Genomic DNA, 17029 nt, shown 5'->3' with positions numbered 1-17029 from the left:
GGGAGCAGTGCCCACAATACGACAAATAGCGCGCGCACCTACGCCATTTGACGTATAGACACCCGCACAGATCCTAATTGTGCAAAGACTGTGACAGATAACCTGTGGGTAGAACCAATACTCCTATTACTTATCTCATGAATAACTTTAGTAATTGCTCTCAACAATGAGGTAACCATGAGATCCATCCAATTATTTAAAATCGCAGGCATTGCCGGTATTTTTTTAAATGTTTTTTTGCAACCGGTATACGCCGCTGAAAACCAGCGCCCCGAACGGGATGGCAAGCATTTCGGCCCACCAGAAGAGGCAATTGTTGCGTGTAAAGGATTGACGGAAAATGATGTGTGCAGTTTCGCGGGCCGCAATGATGAATTAATTCGCGGCATCTGTAGCTTGCCGCCACGGGCTGGTGAAAGCAGCACCCTCGCCTGCAAACCTGACAATATGCCTGAACCGCCGGATGGTGGACACGAGCCACCACCAGACAGAAATGATTAATCAAAATTTAAATAGTAAGTAATAAATGAGAGGAGAGAAAAGAAAAAAGCCAGCGATCACCCGAGACGTAGCGAAAGCTGGCTGAAGCTGAAGTGCTCTATAAAACCAATGGAACATTGACATCCAAAAACAGTTAACCGAAAAAATCACACCGACAAATACGAAGCCACTTTGGCTTCGTTAACTGTCTCGCGCAATTCTTCATGTACTATCTGGCCCTTTTCGATTACCAGAATACGGTCAGCGATATCCAACGCAAAACTTAATACTTGCTCCGACACAACAATTGACAGCCCGCGTTGATCGCGAATATCTTTTAGTGTGCGGCCCATTTCGCGAATAATCGATGGCTGAATACCTTCGGTAGGTTCATCAAGAAATAACATTTTGGGATCACTTGCCAATGCACGCGCAATTGCTAATTGCTGCTGTTGCCCACCCGATAAATTCCCACCGCGACGATTACGCATTTCCAATAACACGGGGAACATGTCGTAAAGTTCTTTCGGCACCGAGCGTCGTTTAGTGGTAGTCAGGCCGGTTTCAATATTTTCTTTTACCGTCATACTGGAAAAAATCATCCGCCCCTGTGGTACAAAACCAAAACCATTGGCAACCCGCTGGAAACTTTTTAGCTGGCTCACTTCTTTGCCATCCAGTTTTACGCTGCCGCCAGAGCTGGGAATAACACCCATCAATGATTTCATTAACGTGGTTTTACCCATGCCGTTGCGCCCCATAACAGCCACAATTTCGCGCGGTTTCACTTCAAAATTTAATCCGTGCAACACTTCACTCTGGCCATAACTTACGCGGTAGTCGGATACAGATAACATAATCAATTCCTCTCAATGGCGGGATCAATGCCCGCTGTCGATTAATGACCCAAATAGACTTCAATCACTTTGGGATCACTCTTCACTTTATCGACTGAACCTTCAGCGAGAATTTTTCCCTGGTGCAACACCGTCACTTTGTCGGCGATCTGCGCAACAAATTGCATATCGTGCTCAATCACAATGACCGAGCGGTCTTTGATAATACTGCGCAGTAACTCAGCCGTTTGCTGACGTTCGCCAACCGACATACCGGCAACAGGTTCATCCAGCATTAACAGGTCCGGGTCTTGCATCAGCAACATGCCGATTTCCAACCATTGTTTTTGACCGTGGCTGAGGAGTTCAGCCTGGCGATCCAATTGATCGCCAAGGAAAATCATATTGGCAACCTCGTGAACTTTGCTGATAACTTCTTCATCACGCTTGAATGCCAAAGCACCAAATACTGAGCGACCACGCGGAAATGAAATTTCCAAATTTTCAAATACCGAGAGATCACCATAAATAGACGGGTTCTGGAATTTTCTCCCCACACCCGCTTTTACAATTTCATGTTCACGCAGTTTGGTTAATTCACGATTGCGGAATTTTATTGAGCCTTCGGTCGCTTTGGTGCGGCCGCAGATTAAATCCAACACGGTCGTTTTACCTGCGCCGTTCGGTCCGATAATTACGCGAATTTCATTTTCATCGACGTAAAACGTCAGGTCATTTACCGCTTTAAACCCATCAAACGAAACAGTCAGGCCTTCAACGGCAAGTACAAAGTCTGTATTGCTACTCATGGATGGCTCCTTGTGGAATTACCGGAGTTTCAGATTTACTTGCAGTAGTTTTCGCCGGCGGCACTGCAGGAGGCGGTGGAGGTGCAGCAGGTGTTGATGTTTTTTTGCTGAAGATTTTGTCAATCAAGGCATCTACTTTCGGTGCAGCATAGGTGTTGTACAAACCGGCCAAGCCATTAGGAAACGCCATTACCACCGCGATAAACAATCCACCCATTGCAAACAACCAGAGTTCAGGAAAACTTTCCGAGAAGGAGGTTTTGGCGAAGTTCACAATCAGCGCGCCGTAAACCGCACCGACAATTGACAAGCGCCCACCGACCGCACAGAAAATTACCATTTCAATTGATGGCACTATGCCCACCAAGGTTGGTGACATAAAACCAACTTGCAGAGTGAACATAGCGCCGCCGATTGCCGCGAATACGCCACCGATGCAGAACACAAAGATTTTAAAGTTGGCAACATCGTAACCAGAGAAACGTACACGGTCTTCTTTATCGCGCATGGCAACCAGCAGGCGCCCCAGTTTACTTTTGCGAATAAACTGCGCGATAAACAAACAGATAAACAACATCACCACGCAGACAAAATAAAAGAAATATTTTGCGCTGTCGGTGCGGATGTCGTAACCATGCAAAGTACGCAAGTCAGTCATGCCGTTAACACCGCCGGTGTAACCCTGTTGCCCGATAATTAAAATCGTCAGGATTGCCGCGAGTGCTTGGGTGATAATCGCAAAGTACACACCGCCTACACGGCGTTTGAACATGGCGACACCCACGATGTAACCAAAAATGCAGGGCAATAAAATAATCGCTGCCAGGGTAAAACCGAAACTATGGAAGGGTTCCCAAAACAGGGGCAGCTCGGTGAGCTGGTTCCAATCCATAAAATCAGGAATGCCAGGAGTCGATTGAATTTTTGTGCTTTCCGGGTCAGAGGCTTCCAGCTTTAAAAACATCGCCATGGCATAGCCGCCTAAGCCGAAAAATACGCCCTGCCCCAAACTTAAAATTCCGCCGTATCCCCAACACAACACCAAACCAACAGCGACGAATGCATAGGTTAAATATTTACCAATCAGGTTGAGACGGAAAATATCCAGCGACAGCGGCAACACAATAAACAATATGAGTGCGAGCACAACAAATCCCAGAATTTCCTTTTTGGGAAAGAGTGAAGCGAAACCTGATGTTGATAAAACATGGGACATAATCAGCTACTCCTCTTAACGACGCACTTTCAAGGTGAACAAACCTTGCGGACGCAACATGAGAATGAACACTACGAACAAGAGCGTAAGCACTTTGGACATAGATCCACTCATAAAGAATTCCATGGTTGATTGCGCCTGCGAAATGGTGAATGCAGAGGCGATAGTGCCGAGCAAACTGGATGCACCACCGAATACCACCACAAGGAAAGTATCGACAATATAAAGTTGCCCCGAGGTTGGCCCAGTTGAACCGATCATGGTAAATGCGCTGCCCGCAACACCGGCGATACCACAACCAAGCGCGAAGGTAATGCGGTCAACTTTCGCAGTATTAATTCCGACTGCACCGGCCATAGGGCGGTTTTGTACTACTGCACGAACCTGCGTTCCCCAGCGCGAGCGATACATTAAAATCGCTACAGCAGCTGAAATTCCGATGGCGAGACACATAACGAATAATCCATTAATAGGTAATTCGATTGTCTCTGTCAGTTGATATGAACCCATTAACCAATCCGGCAAAGTCACACCGACTTCACGTGCGCCGAATACGGTGCGATAGAGTTGTTGCAGAATTAAACTTAAGCCCCAGGTTGCCAACAATGTGTCCAGTGGCCGGTGATATAAATGTCGGATCATCGCCCATTCGACTAATGCCCCCAGCGCTCCGGCGGCAATAAACGCGAGTATCATGGCGAGAATAAAATACATGCTGAAAAAATCGGGCAGGTAGGTTGAGAATACATGTGAGGTTAAATAGGTTACGTAAGCGCCGAGGATCATAAATTCCCCGTGCGCCATATTGATTACACCCATTTGGCCGAAAATAATTGCTAACCCCAAGGCCATAAGTACAAACACTGAAAATAAAATCAATCCTGCTACGCCTTGCATGGCAAAGATCGATAACAACTCCGAGGTACTGTATTCAGCAAACATGGCTGTATCCTCATCTCGATTCAAAAAAAATTACTGGTTTTTCACTTCGATGCGAGGACGATAGTTCACTTTAAAACACGCCGTGAATACGTCCTTGTAGGCTCAAATCGGCATCCATGCCTCATATGGTTTTAAAGCAAACTATCCTCCTCTCTTCCAGCATTGTGGTTTTTAACTAACAACCAGCCTTTCGGCTGGTTGTCATTTTTATTATTGATAACCTTTCGGGAATGGATCCGGCTCGATCAGGTCTTTGGTTTCGAATACCACATCGTATTGACCATCACTACGTGCGTGACCTACGCGGGTTTTTGACCAGAGGTGATGGTTCGGGTGAACTTTCACGTAACCTTCCGGTGCAGTTGTCAACTCAAGGCCAGGTGATGCGGCGCGTACTTTATCGATATCAAATGAACCCGCTTTTTCCACTGCAGCTTTCCACAACCATGGGCCGAGATAAGCAGCTTGTGTTACATCACCGATTACAATGTCTTTACCGTATTTAGCTTTAAAGTCAGCAACGAATTTTTTGTTGTTGTCGTTCGGCAAGCTTTGGAAATATTTCATCGCTGCATAAGCACCCACCATGTTCTCACCACCGATACCGAGGATTTCGTCTTCAGTTACAGAGATGGTCAATACAAGTGGTTTCTCTTTGGTCATATCGATACCGGCGGCTTTCAATTGTTTGTAGAAGGCCACGTTGGAACCACCCACTACAATTGCGTAAATCACATCCGGTTTTTTCAATTTGATTTTGTTGATCACCGAGTTAAATTGGGTGTGGCCAAGTGGATAATATTCTTCACCCACCACACTCAAGCCCAGCTTCTCAATATGCTTACGCGCAATTTTGTTAGAAGTGCGCGGCCAAATGTAATCTGAACCGAGCAGGTAGAATGATTTGGCACCTTTGGTTTTGGTTACCCAATCAATACCCGCAATAATTTGTTGGGTTGCTTCCTGACCGGTGTAAATAACGTTCGGGGATTGCTCAAGACCTTCATAAAAGGTTGGGTAATACAACATGCCGTTGTATTGTTCAAAGATTGGCAACACTGCTTTGCGCGATGCAGAAGTCCAGCAACCAAACACCGCCGCGACTTTATCGTTCACCAATAATTTTTTGGATTTCTCTGCGAAAGTCGGCCAATCACTCGCACCATCTTCCTGGATGTATTCAATTTTACGACCGAGTACACCGCCCATTGCGTTGATCTGATCAATCGCCAATTTCTCTGCTTGCACAGAACCGGTTTCACTGATCGCCATGGTGCCAGTCACCGAGTGAAGGATGCCGACTTTTACGGTTTTATCAGTCACTGCAAGGCCAGTGGTATTCACATCAGCAGCATGTGCAGTGCCGAATGCCAGAGTAGCGGCAAGTGTTAACAAACATTTTTTCCAGGTTTTCACTCCCGTACGGCTTTGGTGGAGGGGAGATAGCATGGTTTTGTTCATGGTCGTTCCTCAGGTAATTAAGAGTTGTTTATATCGATCACAAGCTGTAATAGGGATTTGCAGGCTGTTACCACTGAGTTTGTTTTACTTACCCTTGTTCTTACTGTTTAAGTCACCGAGAGAGCTTTGAAGCGGAAGCTGTCTCTACGTTTCACAATCTAGGCGTGCGCCCTGTTTGAAACCATTCGATAAATGACACAGACCACTACGTCATTTGACGCATGGTGGGGAGATGAAAGTTGGTACAGCAATTGAGTAGTGATTAGTCGTCAGCATTTAAACGCCAGCATTAACGGCGCTGTGTTGTTTAGTAGAAATAAAAAATGCACCAAAAAAGAATCGAGATGCGCCCAAAACGCACGCAAAAGATGCGCAACAAAAATAGTGCGCACACTGACTCACTCTATTAACTTTTTAACGAGACGTTCCCGGACGAACAGATTGTTTATCGGGTAAGCAATGACAACCAAGCAGCACATATTTCGCGTGAGGCGTAATTACAACCAGTGGGTGGCAAACCAAACACTGGAAGATTACGCATTGCGCTTCACTGCCAAAAGCGCACGGCGTTGGTCAGCAGCGCGCGTAGCAACAACAGCGCTGGGAGCAATTTCATTTCTCGCACTGGAAGCCATCGGTGGTGCCATTACCCTGCACTACGGTTTTAATAATGCCGTGGCCGCAATCATGGCGGTCAGCCTGATCATTTTCCTCACCGCCATTCCTATCAGTTACTACGCCGCGAAATACGGTGTCGATATCGATTTGCTCACCCGCGGTGCCGGTTTTGGTTACATAGGCTCAACCATTACCTCGCTCATCTACGCTTCTTTCACGTTTATTTTTTTCGCGCTGGAAGCAGCGATCATGGCGATGGCTCTGGATTTATTATTCGGAATTCCATTGGCCTGGGGTTATCTGATCAGTTCGCTGGCGATAATTCCGCTCGTCACCCACGGCATCACTTTTATTAGCCGCTTCCAGTTATGGACGCAGCCACTGTGGATCATTCTGCAACTCTTGCCATTTGTTTTTATTATTTATGCCGACGCCAGTGCAGTAGAAAGTTGGACGGCATTTTCCGGCAGTATCCAGACCGAGGAACAAGCGGGCGCAGGCGTTAATATTTTATTGTTTGGCGCAGCTTCCGCAGTCATTTTTTCACTGATCGCGCAAATCGGTGAGCAGGTGGATTTTTTACGTTTTCTGCCACCCCCAAAACCCGGCAAGCGCTTACGCTGGTGGGGTGCATTGATTGCAGGTGGCCCGGGCTGGATTGTGATCGGCACCATTAAAATTTTGGCTGGATCATTTCTCGCTGTACTTGCGCTCAATCACGGCATTGGTATTGCGGAAGCCGCTGACCCAACACGCATGTATATGGTGGCGTTCAGTTACATCGCCAGTTCACCCGAGGTTGCGCTTTCGGTCGCGGGTATTTTTGTGATCCTGAGCCAACTCAAAATTAATGTTACTAATGCGTATGCCGGCTCTATCGCTTGGTCAAATTTTTTCTCGCGCTTGACTCACAGCCATCCGGGACGCGTGGTCTGGTTAGTATTTAACGTAGCCATTGCGTTGTTATTGATGGAGCTGGGAGTTTATCGCGCGCTAGAACAAACGCTCGGCTTCTACGGCATAGTCGCTGTCGCATGGTTGGGTTCATTGGTTGCAGATCTGGTGATCAACAAACCACTTGGCCTTAGCCCAAAACATATCGAATTTAAACGCGCACACCTGTACGACATTAATCCGGTCGGTTTCGGCTCAATGTTGATTGCGTCAATCGTCGGCATTGTTTGTCATTCCGGTATCCTGGGAGAGATAGCACAAGCGCTGTCCCATTTTATTGCGCTGGGTGTTGCTCTGATCTCAGCGCCGTCAATTGCGTTTGCCACCGGAGGGCGCTATTACCTCTCACGTCCCGTGGTAGAACTCGCTACCGGGGCTGAGCACTCTGACGGTGCTCACGCTACTATTTCCTGCTGTATTTGCGAACACAAATTTGAAACCGAAGACATGACTTACTGCCCTGCCTATGCCGGGCATATCTGTTCACTGTGCTGCTCACTTGATGCGCGCTGCCATGATTACTGCAAACCCGGCGCCAGCTATGCAACCCAGGTCGGCGACTTTATCAAAGCATTTTTACCCAAGAGTATCAGCGAGAATATCAACTCACGCCTCGGCCACTTTATTATTTTGGTCATGGTAATTAATGGCCTCTCTGCGATTTTATTGTCGCTGATTTATTTCCAAACGCCTATCCATGCACCGGAAACGGCTGCATTACTTGAAGCGACTTTGTGGAAAGTATTTTTCTTATTAGTGATCATCACGGGTGTAGTGAGTTGGTTATTTGTATTAGCACACGAAAGCCGCGTAGTTGCGCAAGAAGAATCCCAACGGCAAACACGTTTGCTAATGGAAGAAATTGAAGCGCATGAACGCACTGACCGCGCATTACAAAGTGCAAAAGAAGAAGCAGAGGCGGCCAACCAAGCCAAGAGCCGATACCTCACCGGTATCAGCCATGAGTTGCGCTCGCCGTTGAATGCAGTCTTGGGTTACGCACAACTATTGGAAAAAGATCCCAGCATGCCGGAGCATCGCAAAGATGCGCTGGGAGTAATTCGTCGCAGCGGTGAACACCTTGCCGATTTAATTGAAGGCTTATTGGATATTTCCAAAATCGAAGCGGGCCGTTTGGATTTGCATCAGGATCAAGTGCGCATTGCGGTATTAGTAGAGCAACTGGTTCATATGTTCCGCTTACAGGCAGAAGCGAAAGGCCTGACATTTATTTATGAATGCAAAGACCGCCTGCCCGAATTAGTACGCACCGATGAAAAACGTCTGCGTCAAATCCTGATTAATTTATTATCCAACGCGATTAAATACACTGACAAAGGCAGCGTGATTTTTAAATTGCGTTATCGCAGCCAGGTGGCGGAATTCACCATTACCGATACCGGCGAAGGTATTGCAGCGGAAAATATCGAGCGCATTTTTCGCCCGTTTGAGCGCGTACGCCGCGCAGGCTCAACAGCAACCGGCACAGGTTTGGGCTTAACTATCACTCGCTTACTCAGCGAAATTATGGGTGGCGATATCGCAGTCACCAGTGAACCCGGCAAAGGCAGCACCTTTAAAGCCAGTTTAATGTTGGCAAGTATTAGCAAACCACAAACCGAATTTATTACTGCGCCGGTGCAAACTATTTATGGTTACGAAGGTGCTACCCGCACATTAATGTTGGTCGATGATGAAGCATCCCATCGCCAACTGACGCGCGCCATGTTAGAGCCAATCGGATTTTCTATTATCGAATTGGATAATCCCCTACTCGCCCTTGATCGACTCGCACAAGAGATTGATCACGGCAATTGTCCGGATTTAATCATGCTGGATGTTTCCATGCCCGGACTCAATGGCTGGCAGCTGGCAAAACAATTGCGCGAAGCAGGTTTTAACTCGCCCATTATTATGGTTTCTGCCGATGCAAGCGAAGGCAAAGATTTACCCCTGCACGACAATACTGAAATTACTCCGCTACACGATGCCTATGTGATTAAACCTGTGCGCATTAATTTATTATTGGATCACATTGGCCGCCTGCTTAATTTGGTGTGGCGCTATGAAAAGCAGGAGTTGATCCCGACTGAAATTAATTTGATTGAAGCCTATGAATTACCAGCAGAAAACCATTTGGATGATATCGCCCACCTCGCAGCTATCGGGCACAAAAAAGGATTGCAGACCAAAATTCAGGAGCTGGAAAAAACAGGCGCAGCGCATCCTGCTTTTATCCACGAACTAAAAAGTCTCACCAGTAATTTCCAATTTGAAAAAATACTGGCATTAGTTGATGCTGAATTAGACACAGAAACCCTTCAAGACCAATAGGCAACAATCAGCAAACACAAGTTCTCAAAAAAATTAGCAACAACAATTACAGTGAGCAATGACAATGAACACTAAAGCCCAGTCGCAAGTAGTATTAGTGGTAGATGATGCTATCGATAGTATTCATATGCTTAACGATGTACTGGAAGAATCCAACTTCACCGTACTGGTTGCGCTGGAAGGTGCGCAAGCACTGACGATTACCCGAAACATTCGCCCGGATATTATTTTGCTCGATGCCATAATGCCGAATATGGATGGTTTTGAAACTTGCCGACAATTAAAACTCAATCCACAACTTGCCGATGTGCCGATTATTTTTATGACCGGCCTGAGTGATACCGAACACGTGGTCATGGGGTTGAGTGCAGGCGGCGTAGATTATGTGACCAAGCCGATTAATCCCGATGAATTAATTGCGCGCATGCGTGTACATCTCGCCAACGCCCGCATCACCCAAAGCGCACGTGCCGCACTGGATACCGCCGGACAATATCTCTTCACCGTCGACCTACATGGCCAATTGGTGTGGGCGACACCACAGGTTTATCAGTTACTCGACGGCGCAGGGGCAACGGCAGACTCAATCGCACTTACCTCAGCCACTGAACAACAATTGCGCGAATGGATCAGCCATAAACCGGAGGCGGGTCGACAGCTGGTATTGCAGCAGCTCACCCAGGGATTGAAAGTGGAGATGCTAAATCTGATTGACGGCAAGGAATATTTATTGCGCCTTACCAACCCACACAAACCGGCAGATGATACGCATTCTCTCAAACAGCAATTTTCCGTCACCGGCCGTGAAGCCGATGTGCTGTTATGGATCGCCAATGGTAAAACCAATCGCGAAATTGGCCAGATTCTGGAAATGAGTCCGCGCACAGTTAACAAGCATCTGGAACAAATTTTCAAAAAACTTGGCGTTGAAAATAGAACCTCCGCTGCGGCTGTTGCCATCAAATGTCTGAGCAAAGCGTGATCTTTTGCTGCACAAAATAATTAATGATTTCGTCATACCTCTGAAATAATTATAACGGGGCTGACTAATGTCATTAGTTACAAAAAATAACTGGTCGGAATGTTGAATTTACTCATGGCTATCATTATCGTACGCGCGGTTACTACGATGTTCAGGAGTCTCGCCTATGGGATTATTTATTCTGGGAGTTTTCATCATCGCGGCCATCTATGTACAAAATAGAGGCGCCGTACAGCATGATCGATTTACCCGCAAATTAACCGACCACTCTAACTTCCTCGCTCCTGTCAATTGCCTGTTTTATTTCTTCTCCAAAAACACCCAATCTGTTTATATCGATGTAAAACAGTTCCCGGAATTGAAAATATTTCAGGACAATTGGGAAATCATTCGCGATGAAGCTATCAATCTGGACAATGCCGCCCAGATTAAAGCCTCGAATGATTTGGATGACCTTGGATTTAATTCTTTTTTCCGCACTGGCTGGAAACGTTTTTACCTGAAATGGTATGGCGCCAATCTGAAGTCAGCTGAGCAACTCTGCCCAAAAACACTGGAGCTGATTAACCAGGTGCCGAATGTAAAAGGGGCAATGTTTACCATGCTGCCGCCCGGTGCGCGTCTGACCAAACACCGTGACCCCTATGCTGGCTCACTACGCTATCACCTTGGGTTAATTACCCCCAACTCAGATGATTGTTACATTTCTGTTGATGGCCAAAAATATTCCTGGCGCGACGGCGAAGCGGTTATGTTTGATGAAACATTCATCCATTACGCTGAAAATAAAACGGATCAAAACCGGATTATTTTTTTCCTGGACATTAAACGCCCCGTCGATTTTGTGATAGTTGACTGGTTCAATGAACTATTTTCCCGCTTGGTGGTAGCTGGCTCGGCCACAAAAAATATCGAAGGCGATAAGGTGGGATTTTTAAACCGCGCGTTTGGCTATCTGTATCAGGTACGCATACTGGGGAAAAAAATTAAGGCATTTAACAAGACGCTCTACTACGTATTGCAGTACGGCCTATATCTCGCCCTGATTTATTGGATATTCTTCTAGTCATTTTGCACAATAGAAAAAAGCAGCTCCAATGAGCTGCTTTTTTTATGCCCGTAAAAAACAAACCGGCATCACCATTATGAAATAGTGTCACCAAAAACACCCTGCAACTCATGGCACCTAAAATCCCTCAGGTAAACTAGCGGCATTTACAGTCACAATCTTTTATTCATTGGCATAAAAAATGCGAACACGAATGAGAGATGCAGTACATCAGCAATGTGGAGGGAACTTCCTTGGACAGAAATGTCGCACTTGATATTTTGAAGTTATCAATGGCTTTTATGGTAGTGGGAATACATGCCGAATTTTTACGCGACATCAGTGTAGATTGGTCTTACTTTACGGCTTATGGAATATTCAGAATTGCAGTGCCAGTGTTCTTATTAATCAGCGGTTTTTATTTTTACCAAACACTGGAGAGTAATAAAACCGTGCTTTGGTTTAAGCGCTGCCTATTGCTCTACGGTTTCTGGATGCTCGTCTACTCAATATTCTGGTTTAAACCGGCTGAGTTAACGCTCAAGATGTTTTTCATCCAACTTATTGTTGGCTACTACCATCTTTGGTACGTTGCCGGAATGATTGGTGCTGCGGTTATCCTGCTTTTTATGCGACGATTCAACTCACCTGCGCTGATATTCATTAGCCTTGCCATATATGCAATGGGTGTGATTATTCAATATGCGGGGAACTATCACCTTGTTGGCAATCCGCGACTGGACAACATTATCAACATCAACTTTGTCCATCGCAACGCGCTGTTCTTTTCGTTGCCATTCTTCTGCATAGGCTATCTGATCCGCAAACATAACCTGCATCAATCGATCTCTATCACCACCGCACAAGTGTGGACTCTTATTGGCACGATATTACTCTCAGCCGAAATTTATTTTAATTATGTAGCACCGGGTCGCGATGGTGGTTTCGATAATTTCTTTTCGCTGATCATTCTCTGCCCTGCCCTGTTTATTTTATTTATGCAGATCAACTTATTTAGCAACACTAAAAATATCGCGCTCTATGCAACGGCCATTTATTTTGTGCATCCGCTGTTTTTACTTCCATTGACAGGTTTACTGGCTTCGCAGGCAACCTTGTTTACGCTGGTGGTAATTGGATTGTCGGCCATTGCTGCTTATTTCCTTATCGCCATTAATAAAAAGGCCAAGTTCATCCTCTGAACCTGGCCTTTTTATGGGTTACCGATTTTTAATTTGCGGGTGTTTCTATAGGTACCCCATCCAAGCTCAACTTATTTTTTTCCTGCCAGTAGGCTTTAATCCCCGCTTCACCTTTATTGGTTGCCCAGTTGTTTAACTGTTCACGCTCTTCGTTGTAATCAAAAAACGGGACTGCCATACCGCAGGAGGTTTGCACCAGTTCAACCTGCAGATCAAAAATCTGGCGCGCACCGGGATTGGCTGGAAACTGGCGATACAACTCATTCCAGTCGGCATCACCGTGATTGATGGTTCGCGCATCACCGTAGAGGCGCAGAATCATAGGCGCGCCCTCAAAGGCAGCGAACATAATGGTCATACGCGGATGGGTTTGCAGGTGGGCGGCGGTTTCGTTGCCACTGCCGGTGACGTTGAGCCAGATCACACGATTGCTGTCGAGTACGCGCAGCGAGTCCATCCCCTTGGGTGAGATATTGACCCGGCTGTCATCAGTGGCGGTGCCGACAAAGAATATTTTTTGCCGTGCGATAAAATCTTTGAGGGTTTCCGATATCTCGTCAAAACGCTTTCCCATTGTTCAGCTCCTTGTTGGTCTTGCAGTACGGATCAGATTTCAATCTTCATCAAAGTGGCATTGCTGCCGCGGTAGGGCTCGTGCGCGATAAATTGCCAGCCCAGATCCCGATAGAATTTTTCGCGGTCCGGCGTAAAGAGATAGAGCGGACTATGCCCAAGCGCTTTGGCTTCGCTGACAATACGCTTGACCAGCGCGGCACCCACGCCGCGATTGCGGTAATCCGGATTCACATAAACGCTCGCCAGCCAGGGCGATAACTCCGGGTGGCTGTCCATATCGCTCTCCACCAGGGCAGCAGTGCCTACTACTTGCTTACCATCCACACAAATGTACATCGCGGGTATTGCAGCACCTTTTAAATAGCGCTGCATTTTTTCGATGCGGGTTTCCAGGGTTCCACCCGGGTTCAGATAACCCCATTGTGCGTGGTGCCAAGCGGCGATGGTGGGAATATGTTCGGGCGCTTGCGCGAGGTTGATGATCTTCATGCGGGTTTTATCCTGATGATCCAGAGGGCGGCATTATCTACCTATCATCCCGCTTAAAGAAGTCTTGAGCGGGAAAGCATAAGCAGAAATTTTCTCAGGCTTATTTCTTAGATAAAGGAGTTTCACTCTTTATATTCCATAAAGTGAACCCTCCCACATTGGCTTTATTTTTAACTTGGGACGATTTCGCCGACACCCTGATTTAGTGTGGCGCGTCGGCCAAAGCTCACTTTGCCAACCGCACGTACCACCCTATCTAACAATAACACTGGGACTCATCATGAAAATGCTAAAGAATGCCTTACTCGTATGGGGGGCAGTCGCACTCGCACCTGTCTGCTCCGCAACGATTACCCACTATGGAGCGGGAAACATCACCGATGCCGCCAACCCTGCTGGCTATAAATGTGCCGTCGACCACGGCAACTGGATCTACAACGCGGGCATCGTCAAACCCGGCGTAAGTAGCTGCAACCCGATTGGTGCACCGACTCCGCTTTATCCACAAAAAGTAGCACCGGCTACCGGCAAGCACACCATGACCCACCGCTGGTGGGGTTCGATCTCCTTTATGGGCGAGATGAAAGTGGGTGACCCTAATGGCGCAGGCTACATCACCCCCGATCCAATGACCGCGCGCATTACCGAGCGCGGTGTGCGTATTTTGGGAATTCCCGGTGGCCTGCGCACCAGCCCGACTGCAACCCAATATTCTATTCCCGATCCATTCAATGAAGTGTTTGATGGCATCGCGGTAGGCAATACCGAGTACAACAACCTCGAAGCCTATCTCAAAGATTACAGCGATGGTTCGGTCACCGTGCAATGGAACAGCGGCAGCACGCCGGTGATGGAAGCGACCTTTGTGCATGGATCGCCCTATGCCTACTTCACTGCATTAAAAGGCAACCTGCAACTGCGCACCAAAGCTGCGGATGGCGGTGAGAAAGGTGTGTTTTATCAAAACGGCAATACCATCGGTGTGTGGACCAATGTTGCGGGCAACCACAACAACTTCCTGATCACCGGTCACGATGCAACCACCTTTAGCGGCATCAACAGCACCACCATCGGCGTAAACAACACCAGCAAACGCATGACGGTAACCTTGCTGCCGCAAGTGTCCGGTGTTCCATCGACTGCGATGATCCAGGATTTTGCGCAGTACGCAGCGCAGCGCGTGGATAAAGTGAACATCACTTACACCGTTAACCGCAGCACCAGCAAAGTGACAGTAACGCACAAATATCAATTCAATAATGCTGCCGTCACCACTATGGCCGGCATGTTGCCAATGGCCTGGAAAAACTCCACGCAAGCAGTCAGCAATTACAAAGTGCGCAGCGCGCGCGGTGTAACCAAATTTGCGGCAACCAATGGTTTTAGTTACACCATTCCATTTGTGGGTGTACTGCCCTACTTGCCAGAAAATATTGGCGACTACGATTCAAACCAATTAAAAGCGTTTGTGACCGAATTTGTCAGCCAAGGTCCAGCAGCATGGAACGATAAAATCGATACCTATTGGGCCGGTAAAAATTACGGCAAGGTTGCAGAGCTCGCTGCAATCGCTCGCTCTATCGGCATGACTGCTGAAGCAGATCAATTAATCAATTGGTTGAAAGGTGAATTGCAAGATTGGTTCCGCGCAAATACCAACGGCACTGTCGATACCACCAAATATTTTTCTTACGACAGCAACTGGAATACTTTACTTGGTTACGATGAATCCTTCGGTGCGCAACAACAATTAAATGATCACCATTTCCACTACGGTTATTTTGTTCGCGCCGCTGCAGAAATTTGCCGCGTCGATGCCAGCTGGTGTAGCGCTACCAATTACGGCCCGATGGTGGAATTGTTAATTCGCGATTACGCCGCGCCGCGCGACGATGCAATGTTCCCTTACCTGCGCAACTTTGATCCGGCTTACGGTTTCTCTTGGGCATCAGGTCACGCCAACTTTGTATTGGGCAACAATAACGAATCCACTTCTGAAGCCGCTAACGCTTACGGTGCAATGGTGTTGTACGGCCAAATCACCAACAATCGCGCGCTTACTGAACGCGGCATTTATTTGCACGCATCATCGACAGCAGCTTATTGGGAATACTGGAACAACCTGGATCGCTTCCGTGGTTTAAGCGGCGATTACGATAACTTCGATGCAGCCTATCCCAAAATGACCACATCAATTATTTGGGGCAACGGCCATGTATTCTCCACCTGGTTTAGCGGTGCTTACGCACACATTTTAGGTATTCAAGGTTTGCCACTGAGCCCGTTGGTGTTCCATATCGGCCAACACGCTGACTATTTGGATAAATATGTTGACCTCGGCATGGCCGAATCAAGCAACGGCAAACCATCCGGTTTGATTAACGATCAATGGCGCGATGTGTGGTGGAATATTTGGGCGATGACCGACGGCCAGGCTGCTGTGGAAGATATGAATGCCTACGGATTTAATTACATTCCAGAAGCAGGCGAAACCAAAGCGCACACTTATCACTGGGTGCATACGCTCAAACAATTAGGCCATCTTGCAACAGGCACAGGGTCATTGACAGCAACCAGTCCAACTGCAGTAGCATTTAATAAAAACGGCAGCTTGACGTACATCGCTTACAACTTTGGTTGCAGCCCTCAATATGTTGTCTTCTCTGATGGTATGACCTTGAATGTGCCTGCGAGAAGCTTCCGTATAAAACGCACCGGTGAAGTACCTGATGGCATTCCGTCATCAACCAGCTGCACACCAACCAGCGGTTCATCTGTCAGCAGTGCGAATAGCTCAATCACCAACAGCGTTACTCCACTTAAATCAAGCAGCTCAATTGCGCTGAGCAGTTCATCTGTTAAATCAAGCTCTTCTATTAGCTCAAGCCCGTCGTTAAGTTCAAGCAGTGCAGTCACCACCAGTAACTCGCAAGCGTCCAGCTCATCGGCAGCCAATGGAAATTATGGTCACGTGATTGTTACTGCAAATAGCGTGAAGTTTTTTGCTAACAATGCAGCCTGGGCAGATATTCATTTCATCGTGAATGGCGGTGGTCAACAAAATATTCGCATGGCACATAAC

General features: G+C 47.1%; 13 protein-coding genes. 6 read left to right on the top strand and 7 right to left on the bottom strand.

Features of this window, described 5'->3' with window-relative positions; all coding sequences use genetic code 11:
- Window positions 1–177: 177 nt before the first annotated feature.
- On the top strand, window positions 178–501 hold the full coding sequence (locus AAGC78_RS00930) for a hypothetical protein (protein WP_435782144.1): 324 nt from the start codon (window positions 178–180) through the stop codon (window positions 499–501).
- Between the two features lie 146 nt (window positions 502–647).
- Here the strand turns inward: AAGC78_RS00930 and urtE are convergent, their stop codons facing one another.
- The 5 genes from urtE to urtA all read right to left on the bottom strand — a co-directional run bounded on the left by urtE (window position 648) and on the right by urtA (window position 5744).
- Window positions 648–1337, bottom strand: coding sequence for an urea ABC transporter ATP-binding subunit UrtE (gene urtE, locus AAGC78_RS00925; protein WP_435782143.1), 690 nt, complete (start codon window positions 1335–1337; stop codon window positions 648–650).
- Window positions 1338–1378: 41 nt separating this feature from the next.
- Window positions 1379–2125 carry an urea ABC transporter ATP-binding protein UrtD gene (urtD, locus tag AAGC78_RS00920; RefSeq protein WP_435782142.1) on the bottom strand — a complete coding sequence of 249 codons (747 nt, stop codon included), beginning with the start codon at window positions 2123–2125 and terminating at the stop codon, window positions 1379–1381.
- Entirely contained in the window at window positions 2118–3341 is a 1224-nt protein-coding gene (gene urtC / locus AAGC78_RS00915; protein WP_435782141.1) for an urea ABC transporter permease subunit UrtC, read from the bottom strand. Before urtC ends, urtD begins: the two co-directional genes overlap by 8 nt.
- A gap of 15 nt (window positions 3342–3356) precedes the next feature.
- Entirely contained in the window at window positions 3357–4283 is a 927-nt protein-coding gene (urtB, locus tag AAGC78_RS00910; RefSeq protein WP_435782140.1) for an urea ABC transporter permease subunit UrtB, read from the bottom strand.
- Between the two features lie 210 nt (window positions 4284–4493).
- Entirely contained in the window at window positions 4494–5744 is a 1251-nt protein-coding gene (urtA, locus tag AAGC78_RS00905) for an urea ABC transporter substrate-binding protein (RefSeq protein WP_435782139.1), read from the bottom strand.
- A gap of 459 nt (window positions 5745–6203) precedes the next feature.
- Here urtA and AAGC78_RS00900 point away from each other — a divergent pair, with 459 nt between their 5' ends.
- From AAGC78_RS00900 to AAGC78_RS00885, 4 genes are all read left to right on the top strand, one after another.
- The gene (locus tag AAGC78_RS00900) at window positions 6204–9650 is read left to right on the top strand and encodes a hybrid sensor histidine kinase/response regulator (protein WP_435782138.1); all 3447 of its coding nucleotides are present in this window, start codon (window positions 6204–6206) and stop codon (window positions 9648–9650) included.
- 64 nt (window positions 9651–9714) lie between these two features.
- Window positions 9715–10632, top strand: coding sequence for a response regulator (locus tag AAGC78_RS00895; RefSeq protein WP_435782137.1), 918 nt, complete (start codon window positions 9715–9717; stop codon window positions 10630–10632).
- A 166-nt stretch (window positions 10633–10798) separates the two neighbouring features.
- Window positions 10799–11698 (top strand): aspartyl/asparaginyl beta-hydroxylase domain-containing protein, encoded by a 900-nt coding sequence (locus AAGC78_RS00890; protein ID WP_435782136.1) that lies wholly within the window; start codon window positions 10799–10801, stop codon window positions 11696–11698.
- Between the two features lie 203 nt (window positions 11699–11901).
- Window positions 11902–12882 carry an acyltransferase family protein gene (locus tag AAGC78_RS00885; RefSeq protein ID WP_435782135.1) on the top strand — a complete coding sequence of 327 codons (981 nt, stop codon included), beginning with the start codon at window positions 11902–11904 and terminating at the stop codon, window positions 12880–12882.
- A 28-nt stretch (window positions 12883–12910) separates the two neighbouring features.
- On the opposite strand, the gene AAGC78_RS00880 is transcribed toward AAGC78_RS00885, so the two are convergent.
- Both AAGC78_RS00880 and AAGC78_RS00875 read right to left on the bottom strand, forming a co-directional pair.
- Window positions 12911–13456, bottom strand: coding sequence for a pyridoxamine 5'-phosphate oxidase family protein (locus AAGC78_RS00880; RefSeq protein WP_435782134.1), 546 nt, complete (start codon window positions 13454–13456; stop codon window positions 12911–12913).
- Window positions 13457–13488: 32 nt separating this feature from the next.
- Window positions 13489–13947, bottom strand: a complete 459-nt coding sequence (locus AAGC78_RS00875) for a GNAT family N-acetyltransferase (RefSeq protein ID WP_435782133.1) — start codon at window positions 13945–13947, stop codon at window positions 13489–13491.
- A 280-nt stretch (window positions 13948–14227) separates the two neighbouring features.
- Between AAGC78_RS00875 and AAGC78_RS00870 the strand changes: the two genes are divergently transcribed.
- The coding region (locus AAGC78_RS00870; protein WP_435782132.1) for a glycosyl hydrolase at window positions 14228–17029 on the top strand (2802 nt) is incomplete at its 3' end.

Origin of the sequence: Cellvibrio sp. (assembly GCF_039207905.1) — a bacterium.
In the GTDB taxonomy this organism is placed as follows: Bacteria; Pseudomonadota; Gammaproteobacteria; order Pseudomonadales; family Cellvibrionaceae; genus Cellvibrio.
This window is presented reverse-complemented; position numbering and strand designations above follow the sequence as displayed.

Bases quoted from the DNA above. Each gene is read 5' to 3' on its own strand.
- AAGC78_RS00930 (WP_435782144.1), top strand. From the start codon at position 178: ATGAGATCCATCCAATTATTTAAAATCGCAGGCATTGCCGGTATTTTT.
- urtE (WP_435782143.1), bottom strand. From the start codon at position 1,337: ATGTTATCTGTATCCGACTACCGCGTAAGTTATGGCCAGAGTGAAGTG.
- urtD (WP_435782142.1), bottom strand. From the start codon at position 2,125: ATGAGTAGCAATACAGACTTTGTACTTGCCGTTGAAGGCCTGACTGTT.
- urtC (WP_435782141.1), bottom strand. From the start codon at position 3,341: ATGTCCCATGTTTTATCAACATCAGGTTTCGCTTCACTCTTTCCCAAA.
- urtB (WP_435782140.1), bottom strand. From the start codon at position 4,283: ATGTTTGCTGAATACAGTACCTCGGAGTTGTTATCGATCTTTGCCATG.
- urtA (WP_435782139.1), bottom strand. From the start codon at position 5,744: ATGAACAAAACCATGCTATCTCCCCTCCACCAAAGCCGTACGGGAGTG.
- AAGC78_RS00900 (WP_435782138.1), top strand. From the start codon at position 6,204: ATGACAACCAAGCAGCACATATTTCGCGTGAGGCGTAATTACAACCAG.
- AAGC78_RS00895 (WP_435782137.1), top strand. From the start codon at position 9,715: ATGAACACTAAAGCCCAGTCGCAAGTAGTATTAGTGGTAGATGATGCT.
- AAGC78_RS00890 (WP_435782136.1), top strand. From the start codon at position 10,799: ATGGGATTATTTATTCTGGGAGTTTTCATCATCGCGGCCATCTATGTA.
- AAGC78_RS00885 (WP_435782135.1), top strand. From the start codon at position 11,902: ATGCAGTACATCAGCAATGTGGAGGGAACTTCCTTGGACAGAAATGTC.
- AAGC78_RS00880 (WP_435782134.1), bottom strand. From the start codon at position 13,456: ATGGGAAAGCGTTTTGACGAGATATCGGAAACCCTCAAAGATTTTATC.
- AAGC78_RS00875 (WP_435782133.1), bottom strand. From the start codon at position 13,947: ATGAAGATCATCAACCTCGCGCAAGCGCCCGAACATATTCCCACCATC.